This is a genomic window from Streptomyces marinisediminis (assembly GCF_026262575.1).
Classification (GTDB): Bacteria; Actinomycetota; Actinomycetes; order Streptomycetales; family Streptomycetaceae; genus Streptomyces; species Streptomyces marinisediminis.
The window spans coordinates 19,116-44,042 of record NZ_JAPKFL010000006.1; the positions used below are offsets into that span (position 1 = coordinate 19,116).

A 24,927-nucleotide genomic window follows, 5' to 3' on the forward strand; every position below is an offset into this window, starting at 1 on the left:
CGCGGCGTCGGCGCAGGCGTGCGCGGGTGCGGACGCCGGGGCGGCGGTGCGGGCGAGGGGAGGCGTGGGGCGGTCAACGGGCGCAGTCCGGGAGGCAGTACCTCGGGGCATGCGTTTTCCTCCACGCGGTTCCGTACGTCACACCGGGACCAAGCGTTGGTCAATTGCTGGTCAAGAAACACATTAACCCTGCAAAGCCGCTTGCGCGCGCCATCGCGGCGGCCTGGCGTGGAGAGCGCCTGAAAAGCGCGGGTCCGGTGGCGTGAACCGTTCCTTCCGGATCACCGCCCCGGCACCCCGGTACCACCCGCCGCTCTGGCCCCGCGAGTTCCCGGCCCCCGCCCGGTGCCGCCCGGGGCGCCGTCCGGAGGAGTCCGCGGGACGGGCGGACCGGGCGCGGGTCTGGCAGGATGCGGGGGGCCGAGGACCACCGGCCGTGTGAGGGAACCATGCGGGAACGCCGCGACGTTCCTCACGCACCCGTCACAGGTCGGTGGCCACCCCGCGCACGGCTTTGCGTAGAGTCGTGGCGACCCGCCACACTCCGCGCGCGAGCTGTTCCCGCAAGCACATGGAGCCGGCCGTTGGCGGGCGGCCGGCCGGGGGTGGAGGTGTCCCGTGGAGTTCGGCGTGCTCGGCTCCGTGACCGTCCAGGGCGAACAGGGGGAGCGGGGTGCCGTATCGGCGCCCATGCTGCGGTCCCTGCTGGCTGCCCTCGTGCTGCGGGCCGGGCGGCTGGTCCCGGGGGACGAGCTGGTCGACGAGCTGTGGGGCGAGCGGGTCCCGGCCAACGCGCGCACCGTGCTGCGCAACTACGTCATGCGCTTGCGCAAACTGGTGCGCGAGGAGCGCATCCGCACCGTCCCCGGCGGCTACCAGCTCGTCGCGGCGCCGGAGGAGACCGACCTCGGGCGGTTCCGCGGCCTGCTGCTGCGGTCCCGGGAGCTGACCAAGACCGCTCCGTGCGAGGCCGTCGTCCTGCTGCGGGAGGCGCTGGGGCTGTGGCGCGGCACGCCGCTGGCCGACCTGCCCGACTGCCCGCTGCGCGCCCGGGAGCAGCCCCGCCTGGAGGAGCTGCACCTGACCGCGACCGAGGAGCGCTTCGACCTGGAACTGGCCCTCGGCAACCACGAGGCCGTCGTCGACGAACTCGGCTCCGCCGCCCGCCGCCACCGGCTGCGCGAGCGGCTCACCCGGCAGCTCATGCTCGCCCTGCACCGCTGCGGCCGCACCGCGGAGGCCCTCGGCGTCTACCAGGACGCCCGCCGTGAACTCGTCGAGGAACTGGCCATCGAGCCCGGCGCCGAGACCCGTGCGCTGGAACAGGCCATCCTGCGCGACGACCCGGCCCTGGCCGCGCCCCGCTCAGGCGGCACGGCCGTCGCCGCGCCCGCGCCGCGGGCCCCCGCGTCCGCCTTCCCCGCCTCCACCGCCTCGTTCGTCGCCCGCGCGCTCGAACTGGCCCGGCTGCGCGAGCGGCTGACCGGGGCGCGGGACGCCCCGGTGGTGTGCCTGATCGACGGCCCCGGCGGCGTCGGCAAGTCGGCCCTGGCCATCCGCGCCGCGCACGAGGTCGCCTCCCGCTTCCCCGGCGGGCTGTGCCACGTCGACCTGCGCGGCGCCGACCCGCGCCGGGCACCGCTGGAGACCGTCGACGCCCTGCACGCCCTGCTGGACGCACTCGGCGTCGACCGGTCCGAGGTGCCGCAGGAGACCGACGAGGCGCTGCGGCTCTACCACGACCGGCTCGCCGCCCGCCCGACCCTGGTGGTGCTCGACAACGCGGTGGACCGCGCGCGGCTCGCCCCGCTGCTGCCCACCGCGCCCGGCGCCGCCGCGCTCGTCACCAGCCGCGCCGTGCTCACCGACGTCCCCCACGCCCAGCACCTGCACCTGGACGCCCTGAGCACCGCCGACGCCGTGGCCCTGGTGCGCACCGTCTCCGGGCGGCCCGCCGAGACCGGCGAGCAGGCCGACTGGGAGGAACTGGTCGCCCTGTGCGGACGGCTGCCCCTGGCGCTGCGCATCATGGCGACGCGGCTGGCCGCCCGGCCCCGCTGGAGCATCCGCGACTGGAACGCCGTCCTGCGCGACGAACGCGGCCGGCTGGACGAGCTGGTCACCGCCGACGTCGACGCCCGCGCCAGCCTCATGCTCAGCATCGAACAGCTCGCCGCCGCCGACGACCCGGTGGACCAGCGTGCCGCGGACCTGTTCCCCCTGCTGGGCGCCGCCGCCGTCACCACCTACAGCGTGCCCACCGCCGCCGCGCTGAGCGGCCGGCCGCCCGCCGACGTGCGCGAGGCGCTCGAACGGCTGACGGACGCCCAGATCACCAGCAGCGACCGCCCCGGGGCCTACGCCCTGCACGACCTGGTCCGGGCCGCCGCCGTGAGCCGGGCCGCCACCGTCCCGGCCGCCCGCACGCACACCGCCCTGCGCGGGCTGACCCGCTGGTACCTGGGGTCGCTGTACCGCGCCAACGCCCCGCTGTCCGTGCCCGTGGACTTCCGGCAGCGCTACCGCGACGGCGCGGCCCGCTTCCCCGCGGGCCGCTCCTTCGAGCGCACCGACGAGGCGATGCGGTGGGTGGACGGGGCGCTGGACGACGTCCTGGCCCTGTCCGAGCAGCTCTCGGCCGCGGAGTTCGACGCCGCGCCGTGGCCGCTGCCGCAGTTCGCGCTGGAAGCCTGCCGGGCCCTGGACACCTACTTCGTGGTGCGCCTCACCTGGCGGGCGCAGGAGCGGATCTGCTCGGCCGTGCTGCGGGCCGGGGAGCGCCGCGCGGACCGCTTCGCCCAGGCCGTGGCGCTCGGCCAGCTCGGCAAGGCGGCCGGCCAGCGCGGGGACGGCGAGCGCGGCTGCGACCTGCTCACCCGCAGCACCCGCATCCTGCACGAACTGGGCGAGCTGACCGAGGGGCTGACCACCCGCAACAACCTCATCCCGTGCCTGGCCATGTCCGGGCGGCTGCCCGAGGCGGTGGCGACCGCGACGGCCGTGGTGGCGGAGGCCCAGGCGTGCGGCCACGAGGTGCGCTACTCGGCGCTCAACAACCTCGCCCGCTGCCGCTTCCAACTCGGCGAGCGCGACGTGGCGCTGGAGCTGCTGCGCACCACCTACCAGGAGGCCCCCTACGTCTACCACCTGGCCTCCATCGCCTCGGTGATCGCCGAGTGCCACCTGGCGGGCGGGGAGTACGAGGAGGCGGCGCGCTGGGCCGACCGGGGTCTGGCGCACGCCGCCGAGCAGCCCTTCGACTCCTTCCAGGTCTCGGAGCTGCACGCCCAGCTCAGCGTCGCCCTCTCCCGGCTGGGCCGCACGGAGCAGGCCCGGCACGCCGAGGCCCGCGCCCGCAGCCTGCTGGGCGACCTCAACTCCCGGGAGGCCGCGTCCCTGACCAGCCTGCTCGACGAGGGCGGCTCGTCCTCGGCGCCCGTCCTGCCGGACTGACCTCCGCCGCGCGTCCCGCCGGACCGAAACCGGCCCGGCGGGCCCGGCCGCGCACGCTGATACGCCGCTGATACGGGCGGCCCCTACCGTCAGTGGGGCGCCCGCCGCTGGCGGGCGCGTGCCGCGGGGAACGGAAACCAGGAGAGGGGTCGCAGCACCGTGTCCGAGTACGACGTCAATGTCAGCACCGGCCGACTCAAGGAGATCGAGGGCATCGTCGCCGACGCCTTCGACCGCATGGCGCAGTCGGCCAAGACCATCGGCGCCCAGGGCGACGCCATCTCCGTCGCCTACCGGGGCTCGGGCACCGCGACGGCCATGGACAGCTACGGCAACCTGGCCGGCGCCGGCACCGCGCTCAGCGACGCGCTCAAGGGGCTGAAGGACGACCTGGGCCTCACCGGCGAGCACGGGCACGAGACGGACCAGGCGGCGCAGGAGGCCATGCACCGCGGCGCCAGCTCGATCACCCTCGGCATGCAGGGCTGACGCGGGCCCGCGCACCCGCGAGCACGTCAAGACAAGGCCACCGGGCCACCGTTCCACCGGACGCAGGAGCACACGGAGACACCCATGAGCGACGGGCACTACCAGTACAGCGACGTCGGCCTGAGCGACATCCAGACCATCGGGCGGGACCAGATCGAGGTGTGCAACGAGATCTGGGCCGACGTCATGACCCGCATCGAGGCGCTCTTCCCCGAGGGCGAGATCGACGCGGGCCTGGCCGGCGTCCTCAGCGAGCGCAACGAGCAGTACGTGCGCGACGTCAACCGCTACGTCGAGGACCTGGGCATGCAGAACAGCGCCGTCGGCCAGACGCGCGAGATCGCCGCCGAGGGCGGGGCGAACATGCGCCGCGCCGCCCGGCTCTGAACGGTGCGCACCGCACGACCGTGACGCGGAGGGAGAGCAGGGCATGACCACGGGGGACGGCACCGAACACCACAACGCCGACCAGCTCCACGACACCCAGCGGGGCGCGGCGTCGCTGGCGGGGCTGTCGGCGATGCAGGAGCGGTTCGTCGAGATCGCCTCGGTCGAAGGAGTCTTCGGCACGGTGGCCAACGGGGCCCAGGCCGAGGCGGCGCTCGCGGAGGCCGCCGCGGGCCTGCTGACCGAGCTGGAGCGGGCCGGGATCTCGGTGGAGAACATCGCGGGCAACGCCGGCACCGCGGCCCAGATCGCCGAGCTGACCGACGAGGAGGTCGCCTTCCAGATGCGGATGGCGCCCCCGGTGAGCGGACCGAACCAGGTGGTGTGAGCATGGCCGACGGCTTCCACAGCACCATCGACGCGCTCCTGAGCCCCAACGAGTACCGCATGCGCGCCGCCGCCGGCGCGTGGACGGCGCTGGCCGGAGCGGCCACGCAGAGCAACGACCGGCTGCGGAGCATCTCCGAGGACGCCACCGCCGAGCCCGGTGTCGGCCTGGTGGACCTGGCCGAGCGGCTGGACCGGGTGGGCGGCTGGGGCGCCGACGCGGGCGCGGTCGCCCTGACCATCGCCCGCCAGCTCCAGGTCGCCGGGGACGGCACCGCGCAGATCGCCGAGGCGGCCCTGGACCTGGAACGCGAGTACGCGGCCCAGGAGGAGGCGCGCGACGCCAAGGCCGAGGACGCGGCCAACCACGGCTGGATCCGCGCCGACCAGGGCGTGGCCATGCACTCGGGGCGCATGGCCCAGCTCGCCGACCGGGCCGACGGCTACCTCGACGAGCTCAACTCCCTCTACGCGATGGTGACCGGCGGCAACGCCCCGGCGGCCCCGGAGGTCGGGTCGGCCTCCGGCGGTGCACCGGGCGGCGGGGCTCCCCGGGCGGCCGGGGCGGGCGCGGACGGCCTCGCGCAGCCCGCGTCCTACGTCGGTGCGCCCAACGGCAGCCAGGTGGGCGCGGGTTCCTATCCGCACTCCAGCATCGTCGGCCCGGAGAGCGGGGACTTCGCCGGCTGGGTCCGCTCGCCCGGCACCGGCTACCTGGTCGATCCCGCCACCGGCCGGGAGTTCGACACCGTCTCCGGGCGCTGGATCGACCCGGTGACGGGACGGCCGTTCGGCGAGGTCACCGAGTACGCCACCCGGCTGGCCGGGCTGGGCGGCGGTCCCGGCCCGCTGGCCGGGCCCGCGGGCGTGGGCCTGGCCGCCGTGGGCGGGGGCGGCGGCGGTCCGCAGGCCGTCTTCGGCGGGCTCTACGGCGGCACCGTGCCGCCCGGCATCGCGCACGCCGGGCCCGCGCGGCAGCAGGTGGCGCGCCAGGCCGCGCAGCACCTGGGGCGGCGGGCCGACGTCGCGGCGCGGTACGCCGCCCGCGAGGCCGCCCAGGGCGGCCGCCCCTATGTGCCACCCCCGGGCGCCGGTGCGTCCGGCGGTGCGCCGGGCCGGCAGGGCGCCTCCACGGGGGTGAGGCGTCCCGCCCCGGCCGGCGCGCCGGCGTCCACCTGGCGCCCCCGCGCCGCCGACGCCGCCGCCCGCCACCGGCTCACCGGCCCCACCCCGCCGCCGGCGCCCGGCGCGGCGCGCTCCGCGGCCCGTACCGAGCGCAGCGCCCACGCCGGCCGGCGCACCGACCTGACCGAAGACCCCGCCGTCTGGCGCCCCCGCGGCCAGGCGACCGGCGGCGTACTGGGCGAGTAGGAGCACACCCATGGACGACGGCGAACTGGACTACCTGCCCGAGCAGTTCCGCACCAGCGCCCGCCACAACCACGAGGCGGCCGAGGTGGCCGACGGCCTCTCGCGCCGCCTGAGCGGCACCAGCGCCGCCAGCACCCACTTCGGCGGCGCCCGCGCGAGCGGCTTCACCGGCGGGCTCAACGCCGGTACCGGCTCCCGCGCCCGCGCCGTCCGGCGCGCCCAGGAGCTGCGGGACGGCGTGGGCGAGGGCGGGTCGCTCGCCGCCGATCTCGGCGAGGAGACCGACGACCGCGCGCACCAGGCCCTGCGCGCGCCCTCCGGCAGCGCGGTCAGCCGGGCCGTCGCCGACGGCATGTGACCCCGGCCCCACCCACGCCCCCGCCCCTCGCTTCTCCGCTCTTCCCACCGAACACCCAGGAACCCCGCTCATGGCTGACTTCACCATCACCAAGGCGGCCTTGATCGAGGCCGCGGGCTGCGACCCGTACGAACTCCGGGAGAACTTCGAGCTGGACACCGACCCGGAGATGGTGGGCGAGCTGTCGGGCATCTTCAAGAACGGTGCCGAGGAGGCCCAGGAGACCGGCTCCGTGGCCGAGTACGCCTCCGACCTGGAGGAGCGCGCGGGCAACCGGGGCGGCAACGCCATCTACGACGAGGGCGCGGCGCACCTGGAGCAGACGTACGCGGAACTGGGCGAGGGCGCGCTGCGCGAGGTCTCCAAGACGCTCGGGGAGATCGAGGACGAGATGGCGGCCGTGCGCACCTACCTCGGTGACTCCATCGACGGGGAGATGGGCCTGGAGTACTGGCGCGAGTGGTACGCCAGCCAGGCCAACCAGGAGGTCGACGCGCTGCTCGAGGGCCTCGCGGACCTCCCGGGGGACCAGCTCTACCGCGTCTCCTGGGAGGGACGGGAGTGGACGGCCGAGGCGTCCACCTTCCCCCGCGCGGAGGTCCGCGCGGCCGTCGAGGAGGAGTACACCGAGCGGGCCGGGGAGTACGCGGCCGGCGTCCACGACCGCATGACGCAGGCGCTGGACGACTACTACGCCTTCCTGGACAACCGGGAGGCGCGGCTGGCGGCGGAGGGCTACGACGTCGGCGACACCCCGGTCGAGGTCTGGTACTCCGACGGCCGGGCCGAGTACGAGGCCACCCAGCTCGAGGTCGAACTGGGCCGGGAGAACCCCGACCCCGACGCGGTCGAGCGCTACACCACGTCCCTGGACACCATCCTCGACCGCATCGGCCAGGACGGGCGGCCCCTGGACGTGGACGCCTTGACCGAAGCGGAACGGGAGTACCTCAAGCACTACTTCGACACCCTCTCACCGGACGCCCTGGCGGCCATGGGACAACTGGAGGGCGGCGCGTACGCCTCCGCGCAGGAGGCACTCGCGGGCGGGGTCATGGCCTCGTGGCCGGACCGGCCCTCCTCGGTGCGGCCCTTCCTCGGCGACGACGTGCTGGAGGTGGAGACCACCCTGGACGACTTCCTGGAGGACGTCGAGGGCTTCAACGCGTTCGGCGCCCTGATGGGACACGCCTCCGTCGTGCCCCCGGACGAGTTCGCCGACCTCCTCGTGGAGACCGCCACCAGCAACCAGCGGCTGTACGAGGGCTTCACGATGGGCGGCGACTTCGGCACCGACCTGGACGGAGCGGGCACGCTGCTGACCCTCGCCTCCCGGAACGCCGACGCCACCACCGAGATCATGGGCGACGGGGAACGCGCGCGGCTCGTCCTCGGCCTGGACTGGACGGACGAGGGCACCGGCGCGTCGAACGTCGTCAGAGCGGCCACCCAGCCCGGTGCCGACGGCCCCACCCAGGCGCAGGCGGACGCGGCCCGCAACGTCGTGGCGACGGTCGCCCAGGACCCGGACCTCTACGCGGACAAGCACGGCCTGGCGCTGGAGTCGGCCGTCGCGGACGTCGGCGTGTGGTACATGGACTCGCTGACCAGCACGGGCACCGACGACGGCGGGCGCATCGACGTCTTCGGCAACGAGATGACGGGTTTCACCCTCAGCGCGGAGGAGCGGCAGCAGCTCTTCGCCTACATCGCCAGGACCGAGGAGGAGGCGCAGGAGACGTTCACCGGCGGGGTGGACGCCTTCACCCACCAGCTCGCCTACGAGGCGTTCAGCAACGACCACATGCGCGAGGCCGGGATCAACAACATGCTCACGCACCTGGGCACGCTGCACGGCGCCCTCGAACACGAGATGCTCGCGCACCAGCTCCAGGAGGTGGGCGACGCCGACAAGGCCGCCGCCCAGGTGGACCGCATCTGGCGCGCCGGCTCAGCCGCCGCCTTCGCGGCGCTGGGCAAGGCCAGCGGCCCGATCGGGGACGCCTCCGGCTGGGCGGGCATCGCCAACGGCCTGGTCACCGGCATGGTGCCGCTGCCGGTGAAGGACGCGGACGACATCTACGACGCCAGCCAGTACGACCAGATCATCGACCAGGGGCGCGCCGGGCGCCACATCATCGTGGAGGCCGCCATCGCCGCCGGGGACGAGCAGGCGACCGCAGCCGCGCGGGAGTACGGCCTGCCCGGGCTGGACGGCGGCGTACCGGTCGACTACACGGACGACGACTTCCTGACCCGGCTCGCCGCGGCGGAGACCGGCTGGGACGCGCAGCTCTTCTACGGCACGCGCAACGACCTGGTTCTCGTCGACGAGTTCGCCCCGGAGAACCGGGACGACGACTCCTCCGCGGACTCCTGATGCCGGCCCGCGCGTACCCGTCCCCGGCCCCCGTCCGCTCAGGCGCCGGCCAGACGTCCCCCACCACCACCTTCCGGCGCCCCGCGCGCGCGGCCGGGCCCAGCGTCCCGCAGGGGGACGTCGTGCTGAAGGCCCCGCCGGTCATCCCGCAGCCGGACCCGAACAACAACGTGTGGCTCACCGCGCTGCCCGCGCTGAGCGGCCTCGGGTCGGTGCTGTACATGCTGACGATGGGCCGCGGGCCGATCGGGTACATCGTCGGCACGATGTTCCTGGTGTCCTCGCTGGCCATGGTGGCCGGTTCGCTGCTGCGGCAGCGCGGCCAGTCCACGGGGCAGGCGCGCGCCGAGCGCCGGGACTACCTGCGCTACCTGGAGCGCACGCGGGCACAGGTGCGGCGCACCGCGAAGGCGCAGCGGGCCGCGCTGCTCTGGAGCGGCCCCGAACCGGACACGCTGTGGGCCGTGGCGGCCAGCAGGCGGCTGTGGGAACGCCGGGCGGGCGACGAGGACTTCGGCGTCGTGCGCATCGGGTCCGGACCCCGGTACCTGGCCACACCGCTGGTGCCGGGGGAGTCCGCGCCGGTGGAGGACCTCGACCCGCTCAGCGCCGTCGCGCTCAAGCGCTTCATCGACGTCCACTCGGTCGTCCCCGACCTGCCGGTGCAGCTCGCGCTGCGCCGCTTCGCCTGCCTGTCGTGCACCGGCGACGCCGACGGCACCGCCGGCGGTGCGGGCACCACCGGCCCCGTCGGCGCGGACGGAGACGACGGGGGCGGGGCCGAGGACACCGGTGGCGCCGGGCCCGCCCGCGCAGGCGACGCCGCGCGGGCGCTCGCCCGGGCGGTCATCGCCCAGGCGGTCACCTTCCACGCCCCGCGCGACCTGCGCGTGCTGGTGTGCACCCGCAACCCCGACGGGCCCGAGTGGGGGTGGGTCAAGTGGCTGCCGCACGCCCACCACCCCGGCGAGGTGGACCACGCGGGCCCGGTCCGCATGGTCCACCAGAGCCTGGCCGGCCTGGAGGACATGCTCGGCGCCGAGCTCAGCCGCCGCACCCGCTTCAGCCGCGACGCCGCGCCCGACCCGGACGTGCCGCAGCTCCTGGTCGTCCTGGACGGTGGCCTGGCCATCGGCTCCGAGGCCGTGCTCGACCCCGACGGGCTCCAGGGCGTGACCGTCATCGACCTCGACGGCCGCGCCGCCGCCGTCGCCGAGGCGCACGGGGTGCGGCTGGACGTCCGGGGCGACGCGCTCGCCGTGCACAGCGGCGACAGCACCGACGCCCTGGGCACCGCCGACGCGCTGAGCACCGCCGAGGCGGAGGCGCTGGCCCAGCAGCTCGCCGGACACCGGCTGGACGCGAAGACCGTCCAGTCCGAGGACCTGGACACCGCCGACACCACCCTGCCCGGCCTGCTGGGCGTGCGCGACGCCGGCCACCTGGACCTGGAGACGCTGTGGCGGCCCCGCCCGATGCGCGACCGGCTGCGGGTGCCGATCGGCCTCCTGGCGGACGGCGGCGTGCTGGACCTGGACATCAAGGAGTCGGCGCAGAACGGCATGGGCCCGCACGGCCTGCTCGTGGGTGCCACCGGCTCCGGCAAGTCCGAGCTGCTGCGCACCCTGGTCCTGGCGATGGCCGCGACCCACGCCCCCGAGCAGCTCAACTTCGTGCTCGTCGACTTCAAGGGCGGCGCCACCTTCGCCGGCATGGCCGACCTGCCGCACGTCGCCGCCGTCATCACCAACCTGGAGGACGACCTCTCCCTCGTCGACCGCATGCGCGAGGCCCTCTCCGGGGAGATGAACCGCCGCCAGGAGGTGCTGCGCGACGCGGGCAACCTCGTCTCCGTACGCGACTACGAGCGTGCCCGGCAGCGCGGCGCCGACCTGCCACCGCTGCCGAGCCTGTTCATCGTCGTCGACGAGTTCTCCGAACTCCTCGCCCAAAAGCCGGACTTCGCCGAGCTGTTCGTGCAGATCGGCCGGCTGGGCCGCTCGCTGGGGCTGCACCTGCTGCTGGCCTCCCAACGGCTGGACGAGGGACGGCTGCGCGGCCTGGAGGCCCACCTGTCCTACCGCATCGGCCTGCGCACCTTCTCCGAGCAGGAGAGCCGCACCGCCATCGGCGTCACCGACGCCCACCACCTGCCCAACGCCCCCGGCCACGGCTACCTGCGCACCGACATGGCCACGCTCAAGCGGTTCCGCGCCGCCTACGTCTCCGGGGCCCACCGCACCGACGACACCCGCGGCCGCGCCGCCCTCGGCGGCCCCGTCGACGTCCGGCGGTTCCCGGCCGCCTACGTGCCCGTGCCCGCCGACCTGCGCGCCGAGCCGCAGCCGGCCGCCGACCTGGCCGACGACGAGTTCGCCGAGGACGACGACCTGCGCACCACCGTGCTCAGCGTCATGGCCGACCAGCTCGTCGGCCGCGGCGCCCAGGCCCACCAGGTGTGGCAGCCGCCGCTGGAGGAGCCGGACCCGCTGGACGCCCTCCACCCCGACCTCGCCGTGCGCGAGGGCCGCGGCCTGGGCACCGCGCCCACCGGGCCCGCGCTGCACGCCGTCGTCGGCACCGTCGACCGCCCCTTCCACCAGCGCCGCGACCCGCTGACCCTGGACCTCTCGGGCGCGGGCGGGCACGTCGCGGTCGTCGGCGGCCCGCGCAGCGGCAAGTCCACGGCGTTGCGCTGCCTGCTGGCCTCCCTCGCCCTGCGGCACACCCCGGCCGAGGCGCAGTTCTTCTGCCTGGACTTCTCCGGCACCCTCTTCGCCCTGGGCGGCCTGCCGCACGTGGGCGGCGTGGCCGGACGGCTGGACCCCGAGGCCGTCAACCGCACCGTCGCCGAGGTGCTGGAGGTCCTCGAACAGCGCGAGCTGCGCTTCCGCGACCTCGGCGTGGACTCCATGGCCGACTACCGCCGCCTGCGCGCCGAGGGCCGCGTGGCCGACGACCCCTTCGGCGACGTGTTCCTCGTCGTGGACGGCTGGCAGGTGCTGCGCCAGACCTACCCGGACCTGGAGACCGCCCTCATGGCCGTCGCCGGGCGCATGCTGACCTACGGCGTCCACCTCGTCGTCAGCGGCAACCGCTGGCTGGACCTGCGCATGGGGCTGCGCGACCTGATCGGCACCAAGATCGAGCTCAAGCTCGGCGACGCGCTGGACTCCGAGGTCGACCGCAAGCTCCAGCGCGCCGTCCCGGCCGACCGCCCGGGGCGCGGCCTGACCCCAGACAAGCTGCACTTCCTGGCCGCCGTGCCGCGCATCGACGGCCGGCACACCGACGCCGACCTCGCCGACGGCGTCACCGACCTGGTGCGCCGCGTCGCGCGGGCCTGGCCGGGACCGTCCGCCCCGACCGTGCGCATGCTCCCCGACACCTGCCCGCACGACCGGCTCCCCGTGCCGCGCGGCACCGCCGAGGATCCGCCCGGCGTGGTCGTGGGCGTCGAGGGCAACCGGCTCGAACCCGTCGTCTTCCGGCCCGGCGAGGACCACGGGCTGCTCCTCGTCGGGGACAGCGAGACCGGCAAGACGGCGCTGCTGCGCTCCGTCGTCCGGCAGGTCGTCGACACCTGGGAGCCGCCGCGGGCCAAGGTCGTCCTCTTCGACTACCGGATGACGATGCTCAAGGAGTTCGACGGCGACAGCCTCCTGGGCTACGCCACCAACCACGAGACGTCGGCCGAGATCGTCGCCGGGCTCGTCGAGGGCTTCCGCAAGCGGCTGCCCGGCCCGGACGTGACCCCCGAGGAGCTGCGCGCCCGCTCCTGGTGGAGCGGGCCGGACATCTACCTCGTCGTGGACGACTACGACCTGGTGGCCACCTCGGCGGGCAACCCGCTGCGCCCGCTGGCGGAGTTCTTGCCGCAGGCCCGCGCCGTCGGACTGCACCTCTACCTCGCCCGGCAGGCCGGCGGGGCGGCCCGGGCCAGCGGCGACCCGGTGCTCGGCCGGGCCCGGGAGCTGAACTGGCCCGGCGTGCTGCTGAGCGTCCCCAAGGACGAGCCCGCCATCTGGGGCCAGCGCTCGGCCAAGCGCAAGAAGGGCCGCGGCCTGCTCCTGCACCGGCGGCTCGGCACCACCCCCGTCCAGCTCGCCCGGCTGGACGCCCCCCGGCTCCCCTGACGGCCGCTCCGACGCGAACGGGACGAACACCACGATGAACCCAGGCAGTCACGCCCCCGCCCCCACCGGCCCGGCCGCCCCGCGCCCGGCCGGGGCCGCCGCACCCCCACCCGCCCCCGCCCCCGCGTCGGGGCCCGCCGCCCGCCCCGGCGCGGCGGCGCACGAGCGCGGCGGGCCGCCCGGCGGCGAGTTCTGCCGCGTCGCCCTGGCCGGCCCGCGCAGCCGCGCCGACCTCGCCGTCCCCCACGGCGTGCCGCTGGCCCGGCTGATGCCCGCCCTCGTGCGGCACGCCGGGGAGGAGATCGGCCCCGACGGCGGTGTCGCGCACGGCGGCTGGGTGCTGCGCCGCGCCGACGGCACCCGGCTGGACGGCGCCCTGCCGCTGGCCGCCCAGGACGTCCACGAGGGCGACCTGCTCTTCCTCGCCCACGGCACCGAGGACACCACCGAGCCGCTCTACGACGACGTGGTCGAGGTCATCGCCGGGCACGCCGTGCGCACCCCGTGGCCGACGACCGGCGTGCGCCGGGGCGCCGCCGCCTTCGCCGCGGCCGCGGCGCTGGGCGCGGCCGCCGCGCTCGCCGCCGCCCCCGGCCTGCTCGCGGCCCTGCTCGGGCTGGCGGCCGCCCTGCTGACGCTCGGCCTGGCCGCCCTGGTCTCGCGGGCCTTCGCCGACGTGGCCGCCGGCACCTGCACCGCCGTGCTGGCCGCGCCCCTGGCCGCCGTGTCCGCCGCCACCCTGCTCGGCGGGGAGCCGGGCGCGGCGCACCTGCTGCTCGTCTGCGCGGTGATCGCGGTGCTCGGCGCCGCGGGACCGCTGCTGGTCGGCGGCGGCGACGGCACGTTCGCGGCCCTGGTCACCGCCGGGGCGCTGGCCGCCCCCGGCGCGCTGGTGGCCACCGTGTGGGCCACCGGGCCCACCCGGGCGGCGGCCATCGCGGCGCCGCTCGCCCTGGCCGCCACCCCGTTCCTGCCCGCCCTCGCCCTGCGCGCGGCCCACGTCCCCGGACCGCACCTGGCCGCCGACGCCGAGGAGCTGGAGGCGCTGCCCGCACCGATGGGGCACGAGCGGCTGCGCCGCCGCGTGGACCGCGCCCGCCGCCTGCTCGGCGGACTGCTCACCGGCAGCTTCGCGGTCACCGCCGCCGGGGCCCTGTTCCTGCTGGCCTCCGGCGAGCTGTGGCCGTCCGTGCTGGCCGGCGCGCTGGGGGTGCTCCTGCTGCTGCGGGCCCGGCTGTTCCGGGAGGCCGTGCCGGTCGGCGCCGCGCTCGCCGCCGGGCTCGTCGTCGCGGTCGGCGCCGTGGTCGTCGCCGTCGGCGGCCGCACGGGGGAGACGGTGCCGCTGCTGGGCGTCGTGCTGCCGGTCTGCCTGCTGGTGGCGCTGACCGCCTGCGCCGTGGCCGTCCTCAGCGGGCGGCGCACCCTGAACCCCCGGCTGGCGCGGACCCTGGACGTGCTGGAGACGCTCCTGCTGCTCGCGGCGGTGCCACTGGTGCTCGCGGTGTGGGACGTCTACGTCACCCTGCTGGAGCTGCGCGCGTGAGCGGGCGAGCGGTGCGGCGGCGCCGACCCACCGCGCGGGGCGCGGCGGTCCGCCCCGCGCGGCCCGCCGTGCGCGCGGTCGCGCTCACCGCCGCGCTCACCGCCGCACTCGTCGCGGTGCCCCCGCCGGTGCCGGGCAGCACCCCGTCGGCGCAGGCCGCCCCGGGCCCGGGGCGGGTGGACACCGCCTGCTCCTCACCCCCGCGGGAGGGCGCCGAGCTGCCCGGGACGCTGCCCGGCCGCACCCTGGCCGAGCGGCTCGGACTGCCGCAGGCCTGGGACCTCGCCGACGGCACCGGCGTCACCGTCGGCGTCGTGGACTCCGGGGTGGACGGGCGGCACCCGGAGCTGTCGGGCGCCGTGGCCGAGGGGGCGGAGTTCGTCACCGTCCGCTCCGCCGAGGAGTTCCGGCGGCAGTCGCCGCGCGCGCCGCACCTGGACTGCGCGGGCCACGGCACCGCCGTCGCCGGGCTCGTCGCCGCCCGCCGGGACGGCGAGCCGCGCGTGACCGGCGTCGCCCCGGGCGCCCGCGTCTACCCGGTGCGGATCGTGGACGGCGTCGACCGCGCCACCGGCCGTACGCTCGCCGCCGCCATCGACGCCGCCGTGGCCGCCGGAGCCACCGTGCTCAACCTCTCCTTCGCCCTGCCCGTCGACCGCCCGCCGGTGCGCGAGGCCGTCGCCCGGGCGGTCGCCGCGGACGTCGTGGTGGTCGCGGCCGCCGGGAACGAGGGCACGGCGGACGCGCGCACCTACCCGGCCGCCTACGCGGGCGTCCTCGCCGTCGGCGCCGTGGACGCGGAGGGACGCCCCGTCGAGCGCTCCAACCGGGGCGACTGGGTGGACCTGGCCGCCTACGGCGACGCCGAGCTCGCCCTCGCCCCCGGCGGCGCCGGGTACCAGCGGGTCAGCGGCACCAGCTTCGCCGCGCCCCAGGTCGCCGGGGCCGCCGCCCTCCTGCGCAGCCGCTTCCCCGGCCTGGCCGCCCCGGAGGTCGTCCGGCGCCTGGTGGACTCCGCCGCCCCGGCCGGCGGCGCCCGGGACGACCGCACCGGGGCCGGCGTCGTCGACCCCTTCGCCGCCCTGACCCACCTGGGGGCCGCCGGGTCCCCGGACGACGAGGCGGGCCACCCCGGAGCCGTCCCCGTCCAGGCCCTGCCGCGCGGGGAGCCGCCGCTCGGCCCCACCGCGGCGACCGCCCTGGCCTGGAGCGGCGGCCTGCTGCTCACCGTCTGCCTGACCCTGCTCGGCGCCCCCGCCGTGCGGCGCGCCGCGGCCCGCGGCTGGCGGCCGGGGCGCGCCGGGGCGCCGCCCCCGGGCGCGCGGCGGCGTCCGGGCGCGGCGCGGCGCGCCCACGCGCCCACGCGCCATCCGGCGGCCGCCGCCCTGGACCGGCTCGCCCCCCGCCCCGCACGCCCCGACGACCAGCGCCGCCCCCCACCCGGCGCGGCCCGCCGACCCCGCTGACCCGCCCGCGCCCCCAGCCCCGCCGAGCGCGGACACGACCCACAGGAAACCGGTACATGGCCACGACACGAGAACAGGCCGAGTCCCACGCCTACGAGAACCGGCGCCAGACCACCAGCCTGCTGCGCGGCGCCGACGAGGCGCTGCACGACCCCCGGCGCCGCCTGCACCGCTCGCTGGCCGGCGGCGTCGCCGTGGGCATCCTCATCATGGCCGGGTTCGGCATCGCGGGCTGGCTCGGCGGCGGCGACGGCCCCGACCTGCCCGGCAACGGCGCCGTCGTGGTCAGCGGCAGCGGCGACCGCTACGTCGTCAGCGACGGCACCGTCCACCCGGCGCTCAACCTCTCCTCGGCGCTGCTGGTCGGCGGCGGCAAGCTGACCGAGGTCCGCCCCGACGCCCTGGCGGACGCCCCCCGCGGCCTGCCCCTGGGCATCCCCGCCGCGCCCGACGCGCTGCCCGGCGCCGGCGACCTGAGCGACGACCCGTGGACGGTGTGCGCGGTCCCGGCCGCGGACGGCCGGGCGGACGCCCGCACGCACCTGTACGTCGGCGTGCCGGGTGCCGCGCCGCCGCCCGCCCGGCGCGGCCCGCGCGCCTCGGCCACCGTCCTCACCAGGTCGCCGGGGAACACCCTGTGGCTGCTGGCCGAGGGGCGCCGGTACCGGCTCGCGGAAGGCATCGGCGACGCCCTCGGACTCCAGCGCGCCGAACGCGTCCCCCTGAGCGACACCCTCCTGGCCACCGTGCCCGAGGCCCCGGCCATCAGCACACCCGACAACCCCCGCGGGGCGGCCCCCGACGCGCCGCTGCCGGTGCCCGCGGCCGTCGGGGACCTGGCCCACAGCGACCTCGGTGGCGTCAACCCGCAGTACTACCTCGTGCGTCCCGACGGGCTCGTGTCGGTCTCCGAACTCGTCTACACCCTGCTGCGCACCACCGAGGTCACCGAGCACGAACTCACCCCCGCCCAGGCGGCCTCCGCGCCCCGTTCCGGCGACCGGCCACCCGGCGACCCGGCCTGGCCCGAGCGGCTGCCCGAGGCCACCGCGCCGGACCGCAACCAGCCGCTGTGCGTCACCACGCCGCCCGGCTCCGCACCGGGGGACGCCCCCTGGGAGGCCACCGTCCACCTGCCCGAACGCCTGCCGGAGCCGCCCGGGCTCGCCCCCGTCGCCCCGGCCGACGGGAGCGCGCTCGGGGAGCTGGACGCCGTCTACGTCCCGCCGGGCCGGGGCGCCGTGGTGCGGGCCACCGCGTCGGCGGGGACAGGCGGCACCTACACCCTCGTCACCGACGGCGGCACCGCGTACGCGTTCGCCTCCCCGGAGGCCGTCGAGCGGCTGCGCTACGCCCCCGGCGAGGCCCCGGCGGTGCCCAGGAGCTACGTCGCCCTGCTGCCGCACGGGCCGGTCCTCGACCCCCGGGCCGCCGCGGTGGAGCACCGGGGAAGCGCGGACACCGGGGAACCCGGCGGCGCCCCGCCGGGCGGCGGCGCGGACGGGGAGGCCGGGGACGGCGGCGCGCGGGACGCGGACGGCCCGGGCGAGGCGGACGGCCCGGGCGGCGCCGGGGACGGCCCGGGCGGCTCCGGCGAAAGCGCCGGCGGCGAAGGCGAAGGGGAGGCGGCATGACGACGAGCACCCGGCGGGGGTTCGGCAGGGCCCGGGTCGTGGCGGTGCAGACCGCGCTCGGCTGCGGCCTGGCGGCCGCCGCGCTGGACGGCCCCCAGCGGTGGGCCCTGGCCGCCGCCGGCGTCGCCACGGCCACGGCCGGCCTGCTGCGGCTGCGCGGTCGCTGGGCCGACGCCCACCTGGCCGCACGGCTGCGCCGTGACGCCTTCGCCCCGGACGGCGTCGAGCGGCCGGACCCGGACCTCGGGCTCGCCGCCACGCTCCTCCCCGCGCTGGAGGTCGGCGAAGCCACCGGGCGCAACGGGCCGCCCCTGGGCGTGCTGTGCGACGGACGCGGGTACGCCGCCGCCCTGGCCCTGCCGCCGCGGACGCTGCCCGACCTGCCCGTCGGCCTGCTGGACGACTGGCTCGCCCGGGACGCCGCCCGGCCCGCCGCCGTCCAACTCCTCGTCGAGCAGTTCGGGCTGCCCGCCTGGGACTTCCACCGGCGCTTCGAGCCCACCCTCGCCTACCGCCACCTGCCCCGGGCGCACGCCCCGGTCGCCGTGCGCGCCCACCTCGTCCTGCGGTACGAGCCCTGGGAGGCCCCCGAGGTGGCCGAGGCCCGCGGCGGCGGCGCGCCCGGCGCCCGCGCCGCGCTGGTGGGCGCGACGGCCCGGCTGCGGGCCCGCCTCGCCGCCGCCCACGTCCCCGCCGAACCGCTGTCCGCCGCCGCCCTGCGCGAACTGCTGCGCGGCCCCGGCGACCCGGGCGGAGGCGGCAGCAGCCAGGAACTGCCCGACAGCTTCACGGCCCACGGCTCCACCCACTGCACCCTGGCCGCCCACGTCGCCACCGCCGAGGACTGGGCCGGGCTGCTGACGGCGGCGGGCGCGGCCCTCGGCGGCACCGAGCGCACCGTGGCCGCCGCGACGGTCAGCCGCGCGGGCGGCCACCCGGAGGTGCGCGCGGCGCTGCGGCTCGTGGACAGCGTGCCGCAGCGCGCGGCGGAGATCCGCGACCGCCTGCTGGAACACGGCCCCCTGCGGGCGCTGACGGGGGAGCAGCGCACCGGCCTGGCCGCCACCCTGCCCCTGGCCCACCCGCCCCGGTCGCTCGCGGCGGCCACGGGCTTCGCGACGGAGGCCGACGCGTGCTGAACCCCTTCCGGACGACCACTCCGCGCACCCCGCGCACCCCGCCCGTCACCGCGCCGGACGCGGCCGGAGCCCCCGGGCAGCGCTCCGGGGCCCCGGAGCCGCCGAGCCCCCCGCGGGGGCGGCGGCGCGCTCGCCCCGGGCGGGCCCGCGGAGCCCGGTCGACCGCCCAGCGCTCCGGCGCCCTGCCCGCACTCGGCGTGCTCCCCGCCGCCCGCTGGACGACCGGCAGCACGCCGCGGGCCGCCGGACCGTCCGCGCCCGCCCCCTTCGCCCTGCGCGACGCGCCCGGCGGCATCCACCTGGGCACCGACCGGCAGGGCGCCCCCGTCGCCCTGCCCGGCCTCGGCCCCGGCGGCACCCGCGTCGGCGTGTTGGGGGAGTCGCTGTTCGGTCGCCTGCTGGCCTGCCGGCTGGTCGCCGTCGGCGCCGCGGTGACCGCCGCGACCCGCAGTCCGTCCCTGTGGACGCCGCTGCGGGCGGCCTGCGGCGACCGGCTCCAGGTCACCGGGGACGCGGGCGGCCCCCCGGGTGCGCCGGGGACCCCGCCCGGGGTGGGAGCCGGGCCGCGCGCCCTGGTGACGGACCTGCGCACCCCGCCGGCGGCCACCGCGGCCGACGGGCCCTGGAGCACGGTCGTGCACGTCACCCGGCGCCCGCCCGCCCGCTCCCGGCACTGGCAGCGGCTGGACGCCGTCCTGGTGCTGGACGCCAGGTACGCGGACGCCGTCACGCCGGTGCTCGGCACGCCGGCCGGCCGCGTCGTGGGCGCGCTGGCGCAGGGCGAGGTGGCGCTGTTCCGGCCCGGCGGCACGGACGTGCTGCGGCTGGACATCGCCCCCGGGGAGACCGCGTTGCTGACGCCGCCGTGACGCGCGGGCCCGCGGCGCGTACCCTTCCCGATCACTATCCGCGCGACACGGCCGCGGTCTGCACGGGAAAGCCCGGGTTTTTCCTACACTCGCGGAATGCGGATATCGAGCGACGCCACGGAAGAGTCCTGGGACGGACTGGCCGAAGTCGTACCGTTGCGCGGTGGCCAGACGTGGGGGTCGTGGAGCACCGTTCCCCATCTGACCGCAGCCTCCGGGGACCTCGCCGACGACCAACCGGCCCAGCAGGCGCGGCAGTTGGTCGTGATCCGGGTGCAGTCCTTCGCGGACGCGCGGGGCGTCGCCGAGCACCTGATGACGCGGGTGCCGGTCCTGCTCGACCTGAGCGCGGTGGAGGGCGACGTGGCGCGGCGCGTACTGGACTTCGCCAGCGGGGTGGTGTTCGGCCTGGGCGGTGGGATGCGCCGGGTGGACACCGACGTCTTCCTGATCACCCCCGCGGGCACGGAGGTCAGCGACCGGTGAACGAGCAGGGCGAACTCGCCCGCCGGCAACGGCGCCTGGCCGCCTTCGCCGCGGCGCGTGACTGGCGGCGCTACCACAATCCCGCAAACCTCGCCGCCGCGCTGAGTGTGGAGGCGGGCGAGCTGCTGGAGATCTTCCAGTGGCTCACCCCCGAGGAGTCGGCCGCGGTCATGGCCGATCCGGAGCGGGCGGCCCGGGTGCGGGACGAGGTCGCCGACGTGCTCGCCTACCTGCTGCAGTTCTGCGAGGTGCTCGACGTGGACGCGCTGGCGGCCCTGGACGCGAAGATCGACCGCAACGAGTCGCGCTTCCCCGTCAGACAACCGCCGAACCCCTCTCCAGAGTGACGCGGTTGTCCACAACCGGGCGGTTGTCCACCGGTTCCGGGGCCGTGGTGGCGCGCCGGAGCGGCCCGGGCCACCGTGGGGCACGAGAGCGCGAGGCGCGTGGCTCACGGAGAGGACCGATGGATGCGGTACGGCTCATCAGCGCCAACCGGGCGGCACTGGCCCGCTGCGGGGACGGCGCGCAGATCGTGGCGGAGGCCTGGCAGGCCCAGGCGCTGGCCCAGGCGGTGGGCGGCCTGCTGGCCCGGTGCGGCCCGCCGCAGGCCCGCGCGGAGGCGACCGCCCTGCGCGCGGCGGGGGTACGCGGCGCCCGCGTCGCCGGGGTGGCCGAAGTCCGCGCCACCCGCCTCACCGCGGTCCGCGAACCCCGCCGCGCCCTGCGTGAACTCGCCGGGCTCCTGGGCGAACTGGCCACCACGCTCATCGAGGTGGCCGCGCACACCGAGGAGGAGTCCCTCTACTGGCACTGCCTGGACGCCCTGGACGCCACCGGTGACGTCGCCACCCGCGCCGCCGCCCTTCTCCACCGCCTGCCGTAGTCGGCCCGGCCCGGCCCGTCCGGCGCGGCCCGGGTCGGCCGTCCGGCACGGCCGGCCGCACGCCGACGGTTCCGGCGCGGTGTCCCGCGTGCCGTGCGAGACGAGATGGTCCGGGCGCGTTGCGGCGGCCCGGGTTCCCGACCGGTTCGCTGACCACGCCGCGGGCGGCGGCGCCGGCGTGGCGGGCCGGTCGCCTGGACACTGCTGCGCCACACCGCTAGGCCGGGGGTACGTGGACGGCCAGGACGGCGGTGTCGTCGTGCACGCCGCTGCCGAAGGTGTCGAGCAGGTCGCGGATCGCCCCGACGGTGCCCGACGCGGTGGCGGGGGCGAGGGCGCGTCCGAAGTCGAGGAGGGCGTCGTCGCCGTACCGGCCCTCGCCGACGGTGGCCGTGTGGGCTTCGGTCAGGCCGTCGGTGTGCAGGAGCAGGGTGTCGCCGGAGGCCAGGTGGACGGCGGTGGTGGCGATGTGGGCGTCGGGCAGGATGCCGATGAGCTGCCCGCCGGGGGTCGGCAGGTAGTCGGCGGTGCCGTCCGCGCGCATCAGCAGTGCCGGCGGGTGTCCGCCGCTGGCCAGGGTGATGCGGAAGCCGCCCCGGTCGGGGTCGGGGGTGAGCAGGCCGAAGACGACGGTGCAGAACTTCGGTTCGGTCCCGCCGTACTCCTGGTTCATGACCGTGTTCAGATTGCCGAGGACGGCGGCCGGGTCGGGGTCGTAGACGGCGGTGGCCCGCAGGGTGTAGCGGGCCAGCGAGGTGACGGCCGCCGCGGCGGCTCCTTTGCCGCAGACGTCTCCCAGGAACATGCCCCAGGCTCCGGCGGCGAGGGGGAAAAGGTCGTAGAAGTCGCCACCGACCTCGTCCAGGGAGGCGATGTGGTAGTGCGCGGCGACCTCCAGACCGGGGACGGTCGCGAGTTTCGGCGGCAGCAGCGTCTGCTGGAGGGTGGCGGTCACACGCCGGAGGCGGTCGCGTTCCTCGTCGGCTTCCCTGCGGGCGCGCAGCAGTTCCGTCTCGTAGGCACGGCGGTCACGGGCGTCGAAGACGGTGGTGCGGATCAGCAGGGGCTGCCCGTCGCTGCCGGTTTTCACCGTCGAGGTGACCATGACCGGCAGGCGGGAGCCATCGGCTCTCCTGAGCTCCAAAGCGATGCCGCTGACCTCGCCCTGCATCCTGAGCAGCGGGGCGAAGTGGGTCTCGTGGTACAGCCGGCCGCCGACGGTCAGCAGGTCGGAGAAGTGCCTGCGGCCCACCAGGTCACCGCGCTCGTAGCCGAGCCAGTTCAGCAGCGTGGTGTTGACCTTCGCGATCCGGCCGTCCAGCAGGGTGGACAGGTAGCCGCACGGCGCGTGCTCGTACAGGTCCTCGACGCTGTCCTCCAGCAGTGTGGAGAACTGCGCCTGTTCATCCACCGGCCGACGGCATCTGCGGTCGCCCTCTTCTCCGTCGCCGACCTGGGGCGTCATCCGCAGGCTTCCGCGAAGGCGGCGATCGCCGCGGCGGTCTCCTCCGGGGCGGCGAGCTGGGGGCAGTGCCCCGTCGCGTTCAGCGTGACCAGTCGGCTCCCCGGCATCTGGGCATGCACGAACGCGCCCACCTCCGGCGGGGCGATCGCATCGGTGGAACACTGGGCGACCAGCGTGGGCACTTCGACCCGCGCCAGATCTTCGCGGTTGTCGGACAGGAAGGTCACCCGGGCGAAGACGCGGGCGATCTCCGGGTCGGTGCGGCAGAAGCTGTTGGTCAGCTCCTCACCCAGCTCCGGCCGGTCCGGGTTCCCCATGATCACCGGAGCCATGGCGCCCGACCAGCCCAGGTAGTTCGCGTCCAGCGACTCCAGCAGCTCGTCGATGTCCTCGGCGCTGAACCCGCCCCGGTAACCGGCGTCCGGATCGTCGATGAAACACGGCGAGGGAGCGAGCAGCACCAGACCGGCGAACGCCTCGGGCTCCCGGGCGGCGGCCAGCACACCCATCATCGCGCTCACCGAGTGCCCCACGAACGTCACCGGGCCGAGCGCCAGCTCCCGGCACAGCTCCAGCACGTCGGCGGCGTAGCCGTCCATGGACGAGTAGCGCTCGCGGTCCCACGCCGAGAGGTCCGAGTTACCGAAGCCCACGTGGTCGAAGAGGACCACGGTGAAACCGCGCTCCAGCCTCGGCGCCACCAGGCGCCACAGATTCTGGTCGCACCCGAACCCGTGCGCGAGCATCACCACCGGCCCGCCGACCCGTCCGGTCACCCTCACGTGGTTCCTGCTTCGCACGTCCATACCCCACATCTTTCCAGATGCCGGCGAGGGCCTTCCATCGTCGCGCCCTCGCGGACCACGGAGCACCCCTGGCCGAGGGCGGCCGGTGTCGCCCTCCACCGGACCGGGCCACCGCGCCGAGCCTCCGGTCCGCGCGGGCCGGTCGCCCGGAGGCGGGGGCGGTCACCGGCGGTTGCGCCGCACCGTACGGGGGCGCGCAACGGAACCCAGGTGAACAGACGCTCATTTCGCATTCCCTCATGCGGGACTGTGAACCTCCGGTGCCCGGGTAAAAAGAATTACAATAGTAATAGGGTAAATGATCTCTTCGGGTGGGCATTGATTCATTAGTTGCCATGGAGTGCCAGGTGTGAATGGCGTGAGCTGGCCAAAAGTTCTGTCGACCTCGTTGTCGGGGCTGTTCGTGAGTGGTGTCCGGTGTCGTGGTCGAGCAGAGTGCGGCTGTCCGGAAATGTCGTTACCCCTGGTGGAACGGTTCCAGGGTGGTTCGTGTGTGAGCACGAAAGAATTCCGGTGACAGGCGGATCGGAGGCGTCAATTGCTCCGTCAGGTCACCGCGCTTTTGCTGACTGGTTACTTCCGTGGCAATACGACAGTTCCCGTGTCTTCCAGAAGAAAAGGAGACGATCATGGCGATCTCAGATCCGGAAGCCGCTCTGGAGGGTGTGCCGCACAGTACGTGGGAGCGCCTGGCCGAGCTGGCCAGCGAGCACCGTGCCGAGGAGGGCCGGCCTGCGGTGGGCGCGCAGGAGATGAAGTCGGACTACATCCGCAAGGCGCAGGACTACCACGAGGACCCGCCCGACAGGGTGGAGGTGGGACGGCCGGCGCCGGTGCAGCAGTCCAACGGTTGCTACTCGGTGGGCCCCTACGAGTTCTCCGTCGTCGGCCCGGTCGTCGTCGGGATCCAGGGCGAGTTCTGCCCCGGACAGAACTGGTCGGCCACGCTGACCGCCTACCTGAAGGTGGCCGGCGAGATCGTCTGGAAGACCCAGTACGTGCTCTCGCGCGAACACTCCAGTGTCACCTTCAGCCCCAGCGTCGGGGTGGCGAAGGCGGACCTGACCATCGGGATCTACGGCAGCAACTACTGCCTGAGGATCTCCGGAGACGCCTGCTACTGGTGGTTCGGCTGGCGCTGCGCGAACTTCGACGAGACCCTGCACTGCTTCGGCTGACCCACCACCTGCCGGGCACACGTGTGCTGCGCGTCGACGTCTCGCGTCGGCGCGCAGCACACCGCAGCCGAGGGCGCGCAGGAGCCCTTCGGCCGCGCAGCGCCCCCGTGCGCGACGGGGATCGGACCGGCGAATTGGCGGTACGGCCCGGAGGCGGTGCGTGCCGGTGCCGTGTTCCCCGACCGGGCGGTGAGGGGTCCGCCATCGGCGCGTGAGGCGGGCGGTCCTGCCGTCATCGGACGGCGACGCCGTGCCGACCGTGGTCGCCCGCGCCCGGTGCCCGGCCGGGGCGGGCGGGCGGCGACGGGTCCGCGGCGCGGCGCCGGAGCCGTCGGCACCCGCCCGGGCCCCTCGGAGGGGTGCGTACGCGCCGACGGCCCTCTCCGGCCCCAGGCGGGAGCCGGGATGTGCCTCTCGCCCGGGGCCGGACAGGGCCACGAGGGAAGGGAGGACACGGGCGGAGTGGGGCCGGGGCGCCGCGCGCGGCTGACACC

Annotated in this window: 19 protein-coding genes; 17 read left to right on the forward strand and 2 right to left on the reverse strand. The window is 76.3% G+C overall.

The genetic code is table 11. The features are described 5' to 3' along the window. Window positions 1-618 precede the first annotated feature (618 nt). The 16 genes from OSB71_RS06640 (at window position 619) to OSB71_RS06715 (ending at window position 20,984) form a co-directional block, all read left to right on the forward strand. Window positions 619-3,453, forward strand: coding sequence for an AfsR/SARP family transcriptional regulator (locus tag OSB71_RS06640; protein ID WP_265945255.1), 2,835 nt, complete (start codon window positions 619-621; stop codon window positions 3,451-3,453). Between the two features lie 159 nt (window positions 3,454-3,612). Beyond that, on the forward strand, window positions 3,613-3,942 hold the full coding sequence (locus OSB71_RS06645; RefSeq protein ID WP_265945257.1) for an aliphatic sulfonate ABC transporter substrate-binding protein: 330 nt from the start codon (window positions 3,613-3,615) through the stop codon (window positions 3,940-3,942). 84 nt (window positions 3,943-4,026) lie between these two features. Then, complete coding sequence (locus tag OSB71_RS06650; RefSeq protein WP_265945259.1) at window positions 4,027-4,329, forward strand: hypothetical protein; 303 nt, start codon at window positions 4,027-4,029, stop codon at window positions 4,327-4,329. Between the two features lie 43 nt (window positions 4,330-4,372). Beyond that, window positions 4,373-4,717: a hypothetical protein gene (locus OSB71_RS06655; RefSeq protein ID WP_265945261.1), complete on the forward strand. Its 345-nt coding sequence runs from the start codon at window positions 4,373-4,375 to the stop codon at window positions 4,715-4,717. Further along, window positions 4,714-6,087 carry a hypothetical protein gene (locus OSB71_RS06660; protein ID WP_265945263.1) on the forward strand — a complete coding sequence of 458 codons (1,374 nt, stop codon included), beginning with the start codon at window positions 4,714-4,716 and terminating at the stop codon, window positions 6,085-6,087. Before OSB71_RS06655 ends, OSB71_RS06660 begins: the two co-directional genes overlap by 4 nt. Before the next feature lie 10 nt (window positions 6,088-6,097). Beyond that, window positions 6,098-6,445 carry a hypothetical protein gene (locus OSB71_RS06665; RefSeq protein ID WP_265945265.1) on the forward strand — a complete coding sequence of 116 codons (348 nt, stop codon included), beginning with the start codon at window positions 6,098-6,100 and terminating at the stop codon, window positions 6,443-6,445. 70 nt (window positions 6,446-6,515) lie between these two features. Next, window positions 6,516-8,825 (forward strand): putative alpha/beta hydrolase, encoded by a 2,310-nt coding sequence (locus tag OSB71_RS06670; protein ID WP_265945267.1) that lies wholly within the window; start codon window positions 6,516-6,518, stop codon window positions 8,823-8,825. 122 nt (window positions 8,826-8,947) lie between these two features. Next, window positions 8,948-12,961, forward strand: a complete 4,014-nt coding sequence (eccCa, locus tag OSB71_RS06675; RefSeq protein WP_265945269.1) for a type VII secretion protein EccCa — start codon at window positions 8,948-8,950, stop codon at window positions 12,959-12,961. Window positions 12,962-12,995: 34 nt separating this feature from the next. Next, on the forward strand, window positions 12,996-14,504 hold the full coding sequence (gene eccD / locus OSB71_RS06680; RefSeq protein WP_265945271.1) for a type VII secretion integral membrane protein EccD: 1,509 nt from the start codon (window positions 12,996-12,998) through the stop codon (window positions 14,502-14,504). Continuing rightward, window positions 14,501-15,970, forward strand: coding sequence for a S8 family serine peptidase (locus tag OSB71_RS06685; RefSeq protein WP_265945273.1), 1,470 nt, complete (start codon window positions 14,501-14,503; stop codon window positions 15,968-15,970). Before eccD ends, OSB71_RS06685 begins: the two co-directional genes overlap by 4 nt. A gap of 56 nt (window positions 15,971-16,026) precedes the next feature. Further along, window positions 16,027-17,604 carry a type VII secretion protein EccB gene (gene eccB, locus OSB71_RS06690; RefSeq protein ID WP_265945275.1) on the forward strand — a complete coding sequence of 526 codons (1,578 nt, stop codon included), beginning with the start codon at window positions 16,027-16,029 and terminating at the stop codon, window positions 17,602-17,604. Continuing rightward, complete coding sequence (locus OSB71_RS06695; RefSeq protein ID WP_265945277.1) at window positions 17,601-18,743, forward strand: type VII secretion protein EccE; 1,143 nt, start codon at window positions 17,601-17,603, stop codon at window positions 18,741-18,743. Before eccB ends, OSB71_RS06695 begins: the two co-directional genes overlap by 4 nt. Then, complete coding sequence (locus OSB71_RS06700; protein WP_265945279.1) at window positions 18,737-19,612, forward strand: hypothetical protein; 876 nt, start codon at window positions 18,737-18,739, stop codon at window positions 19,610-19,612. The genes OSB71_RS06695 and OSB71_RS06700 overlap by 7 nt, the downstream gene beginning before the upstream one ends. A gap of 96 nt (window positions 19,613-19,708) precedes the next feature. After that, a complete protein-coding gene (locus OSB71_RS06705; protein ID WP_265945281.1) occupies window positions 19,709-20,098 on the forward strand; it encodes a cell division protein SepF in 390 nt (129 codons plus the stop codon). After that, window positions 20,095-20,445, forward strand: a complete 351-nt coding sequence (locus OSB71_RS06710) for a nucleotide pyrophosphohydrolase (RefSeq protein ID WP_265945283.1) — start codon at window positions 20,095-20,097, stop codon at window positions 20,443-20,445. The genes OSB71_RS06705 and OSB71_RS06710 overlap by 4 nt, the downstream gene beginning before the upstream one ends. Window positions 20,446-20,564: 119 nt before the next feature. After that, window positions 20,565-20,984 carry a DUF6099 family protein gene (locus OSB71_RS06715; RefSeq protein ID WP_265945285.1) on the forward strand — a complete coding sequence of 140 codons (420 nt, stop codon included), beginning with the start codon at window positions 20,565-20,567 and terminating at the stop codon, window positions 20,982-20,984. Between the two features lie 217 nt (window positions 20,985-21,201). Here the strand turns inward: OSB71_RS06715 and OSB71_RS06720 are convergent, their stop codons facing one another. Both OSB71_RS06720 and OSB71_RS06725 read right to left on the reverse strand, forming a co-directional pair. Next, window positions 21,202-22,449, reverse strand: a complete 1,248-nt coding sequence (locus OSB71_RS06720; RefSeq protein ID WP_265945287.1) for a PP2C family protein-serine/threonine phosphatase — start codon at window positions 22,447-22,449, stop codon at window positions 21,202-21,204. Then, a complete protein-coding gene (locus OSB71_RS06725; protein ID WP_265945290.1) occupies window positions 22,446-23,255 on the reverse strand; it encodes an alpha/beta fold hydrolase in 810 nt (269 codons plus the stop codon). Before OSB71_RS06725 ends, OSB71_RS06720 begins: the two co-directional genes overlap by 4 nt. A 629-nt stretch (window positions 23,256-23,884) precedes the next feature. On the opposite strand from OSB71_RS06725, the gene OSB71_RS06730 reads away from it, so the two are divergent. Next, window positions 23,885-24,433, forward strand: coding sequence for a hypothetical protein (locus OSB71_RS06730; protein ID WP_265945292.1), 549 nt, complete (start codon window positions 23,885-23,887; stop codon window positions 24,431-24,433). Window positions 24,434-24,927: the final 494 nt, after the last annotated feature.

Coding starts and splice junctions, on each gene's coding strand:
- OSB71_RS06650 (WP_265945259.1), top strand. CDS start 4,027: ATGAGCGACGGGCACTACCAGTACAGCGACGTCGGCCTGAGCGACATC.
- OSB71_RS06655 (WP_265945261.1), top strand. CDS start 4,373: ATGACCACGGGGGACGGCACCGAACACCACAACGCCGACCAGCTCCAC.
- OSB71_RS06665 (WP_265945265.1), top strand. CDS start 6,098: ATGGACGACGGCGAACTGGACTACCTGCCCGAGCAGTTCCGCACCAGC.
- OSB71_RS06670 (WP_265945267.1), top strand. CDS start 6,516: ATGGCTGACTTCACCATCACCAAGGCGGCCTTGATCGAGGCCGCGGGC.
- eccD (WP_265945271.1), top strand. CDS start 12,996: ATGAACCCAGGCAGTCACGCCCCCGCCCCCACCGGCCCGGCCGCCCCG.
- eccB (WP_265945275.1), top strand. CDS start 16,027: ATGGCCACGACACGAGAACAGGCCGAGTCCCACGCCTACGAGAACCGG.
- OSB71_RS06695 (WP_265945277.1), top strand. CDS start 17,601: ATGACGACGAGCACCCGGCGGGGGTTCGGCAGGGCCCGGGTCGTGGCG.
- OSB71_RS06705 (WP_265945281.1), top strand. CDS start 19,709: ATGCGGATATCGAGCGACGCCACGGAAGAGTCCTGGGACGGACTGGCC.
- OSB71_RS06715 (WP_265945285.1), top strand. CDS start 20,565: ATGGATGCGGTACGGCTCATCAGCGCCAACCGGGCGGCACTGGCCCGC.
- OSB71_RS06720 (WP_265945287.1), bottom strand. CDS start 22,449: ATGACGCCCCAGGTCGGCGACGGAGAAGAGGGCGACCGCAGATGCCGT.
- OSB71_RS06725 (WP_265945290.1), bottom strand. CDS start 23,255: ATGGACGTGCGAAGCAGGAACCACGTGAGGGTGACCGGACGGGTCGGC.
- OSB71_RS06730 (WP_265945292.1), top strand. CDS start 23,885: ATGGCGATCTCAGATCCGGAAGCCGCTCTGGAGGGTGTGCCGCACAGT.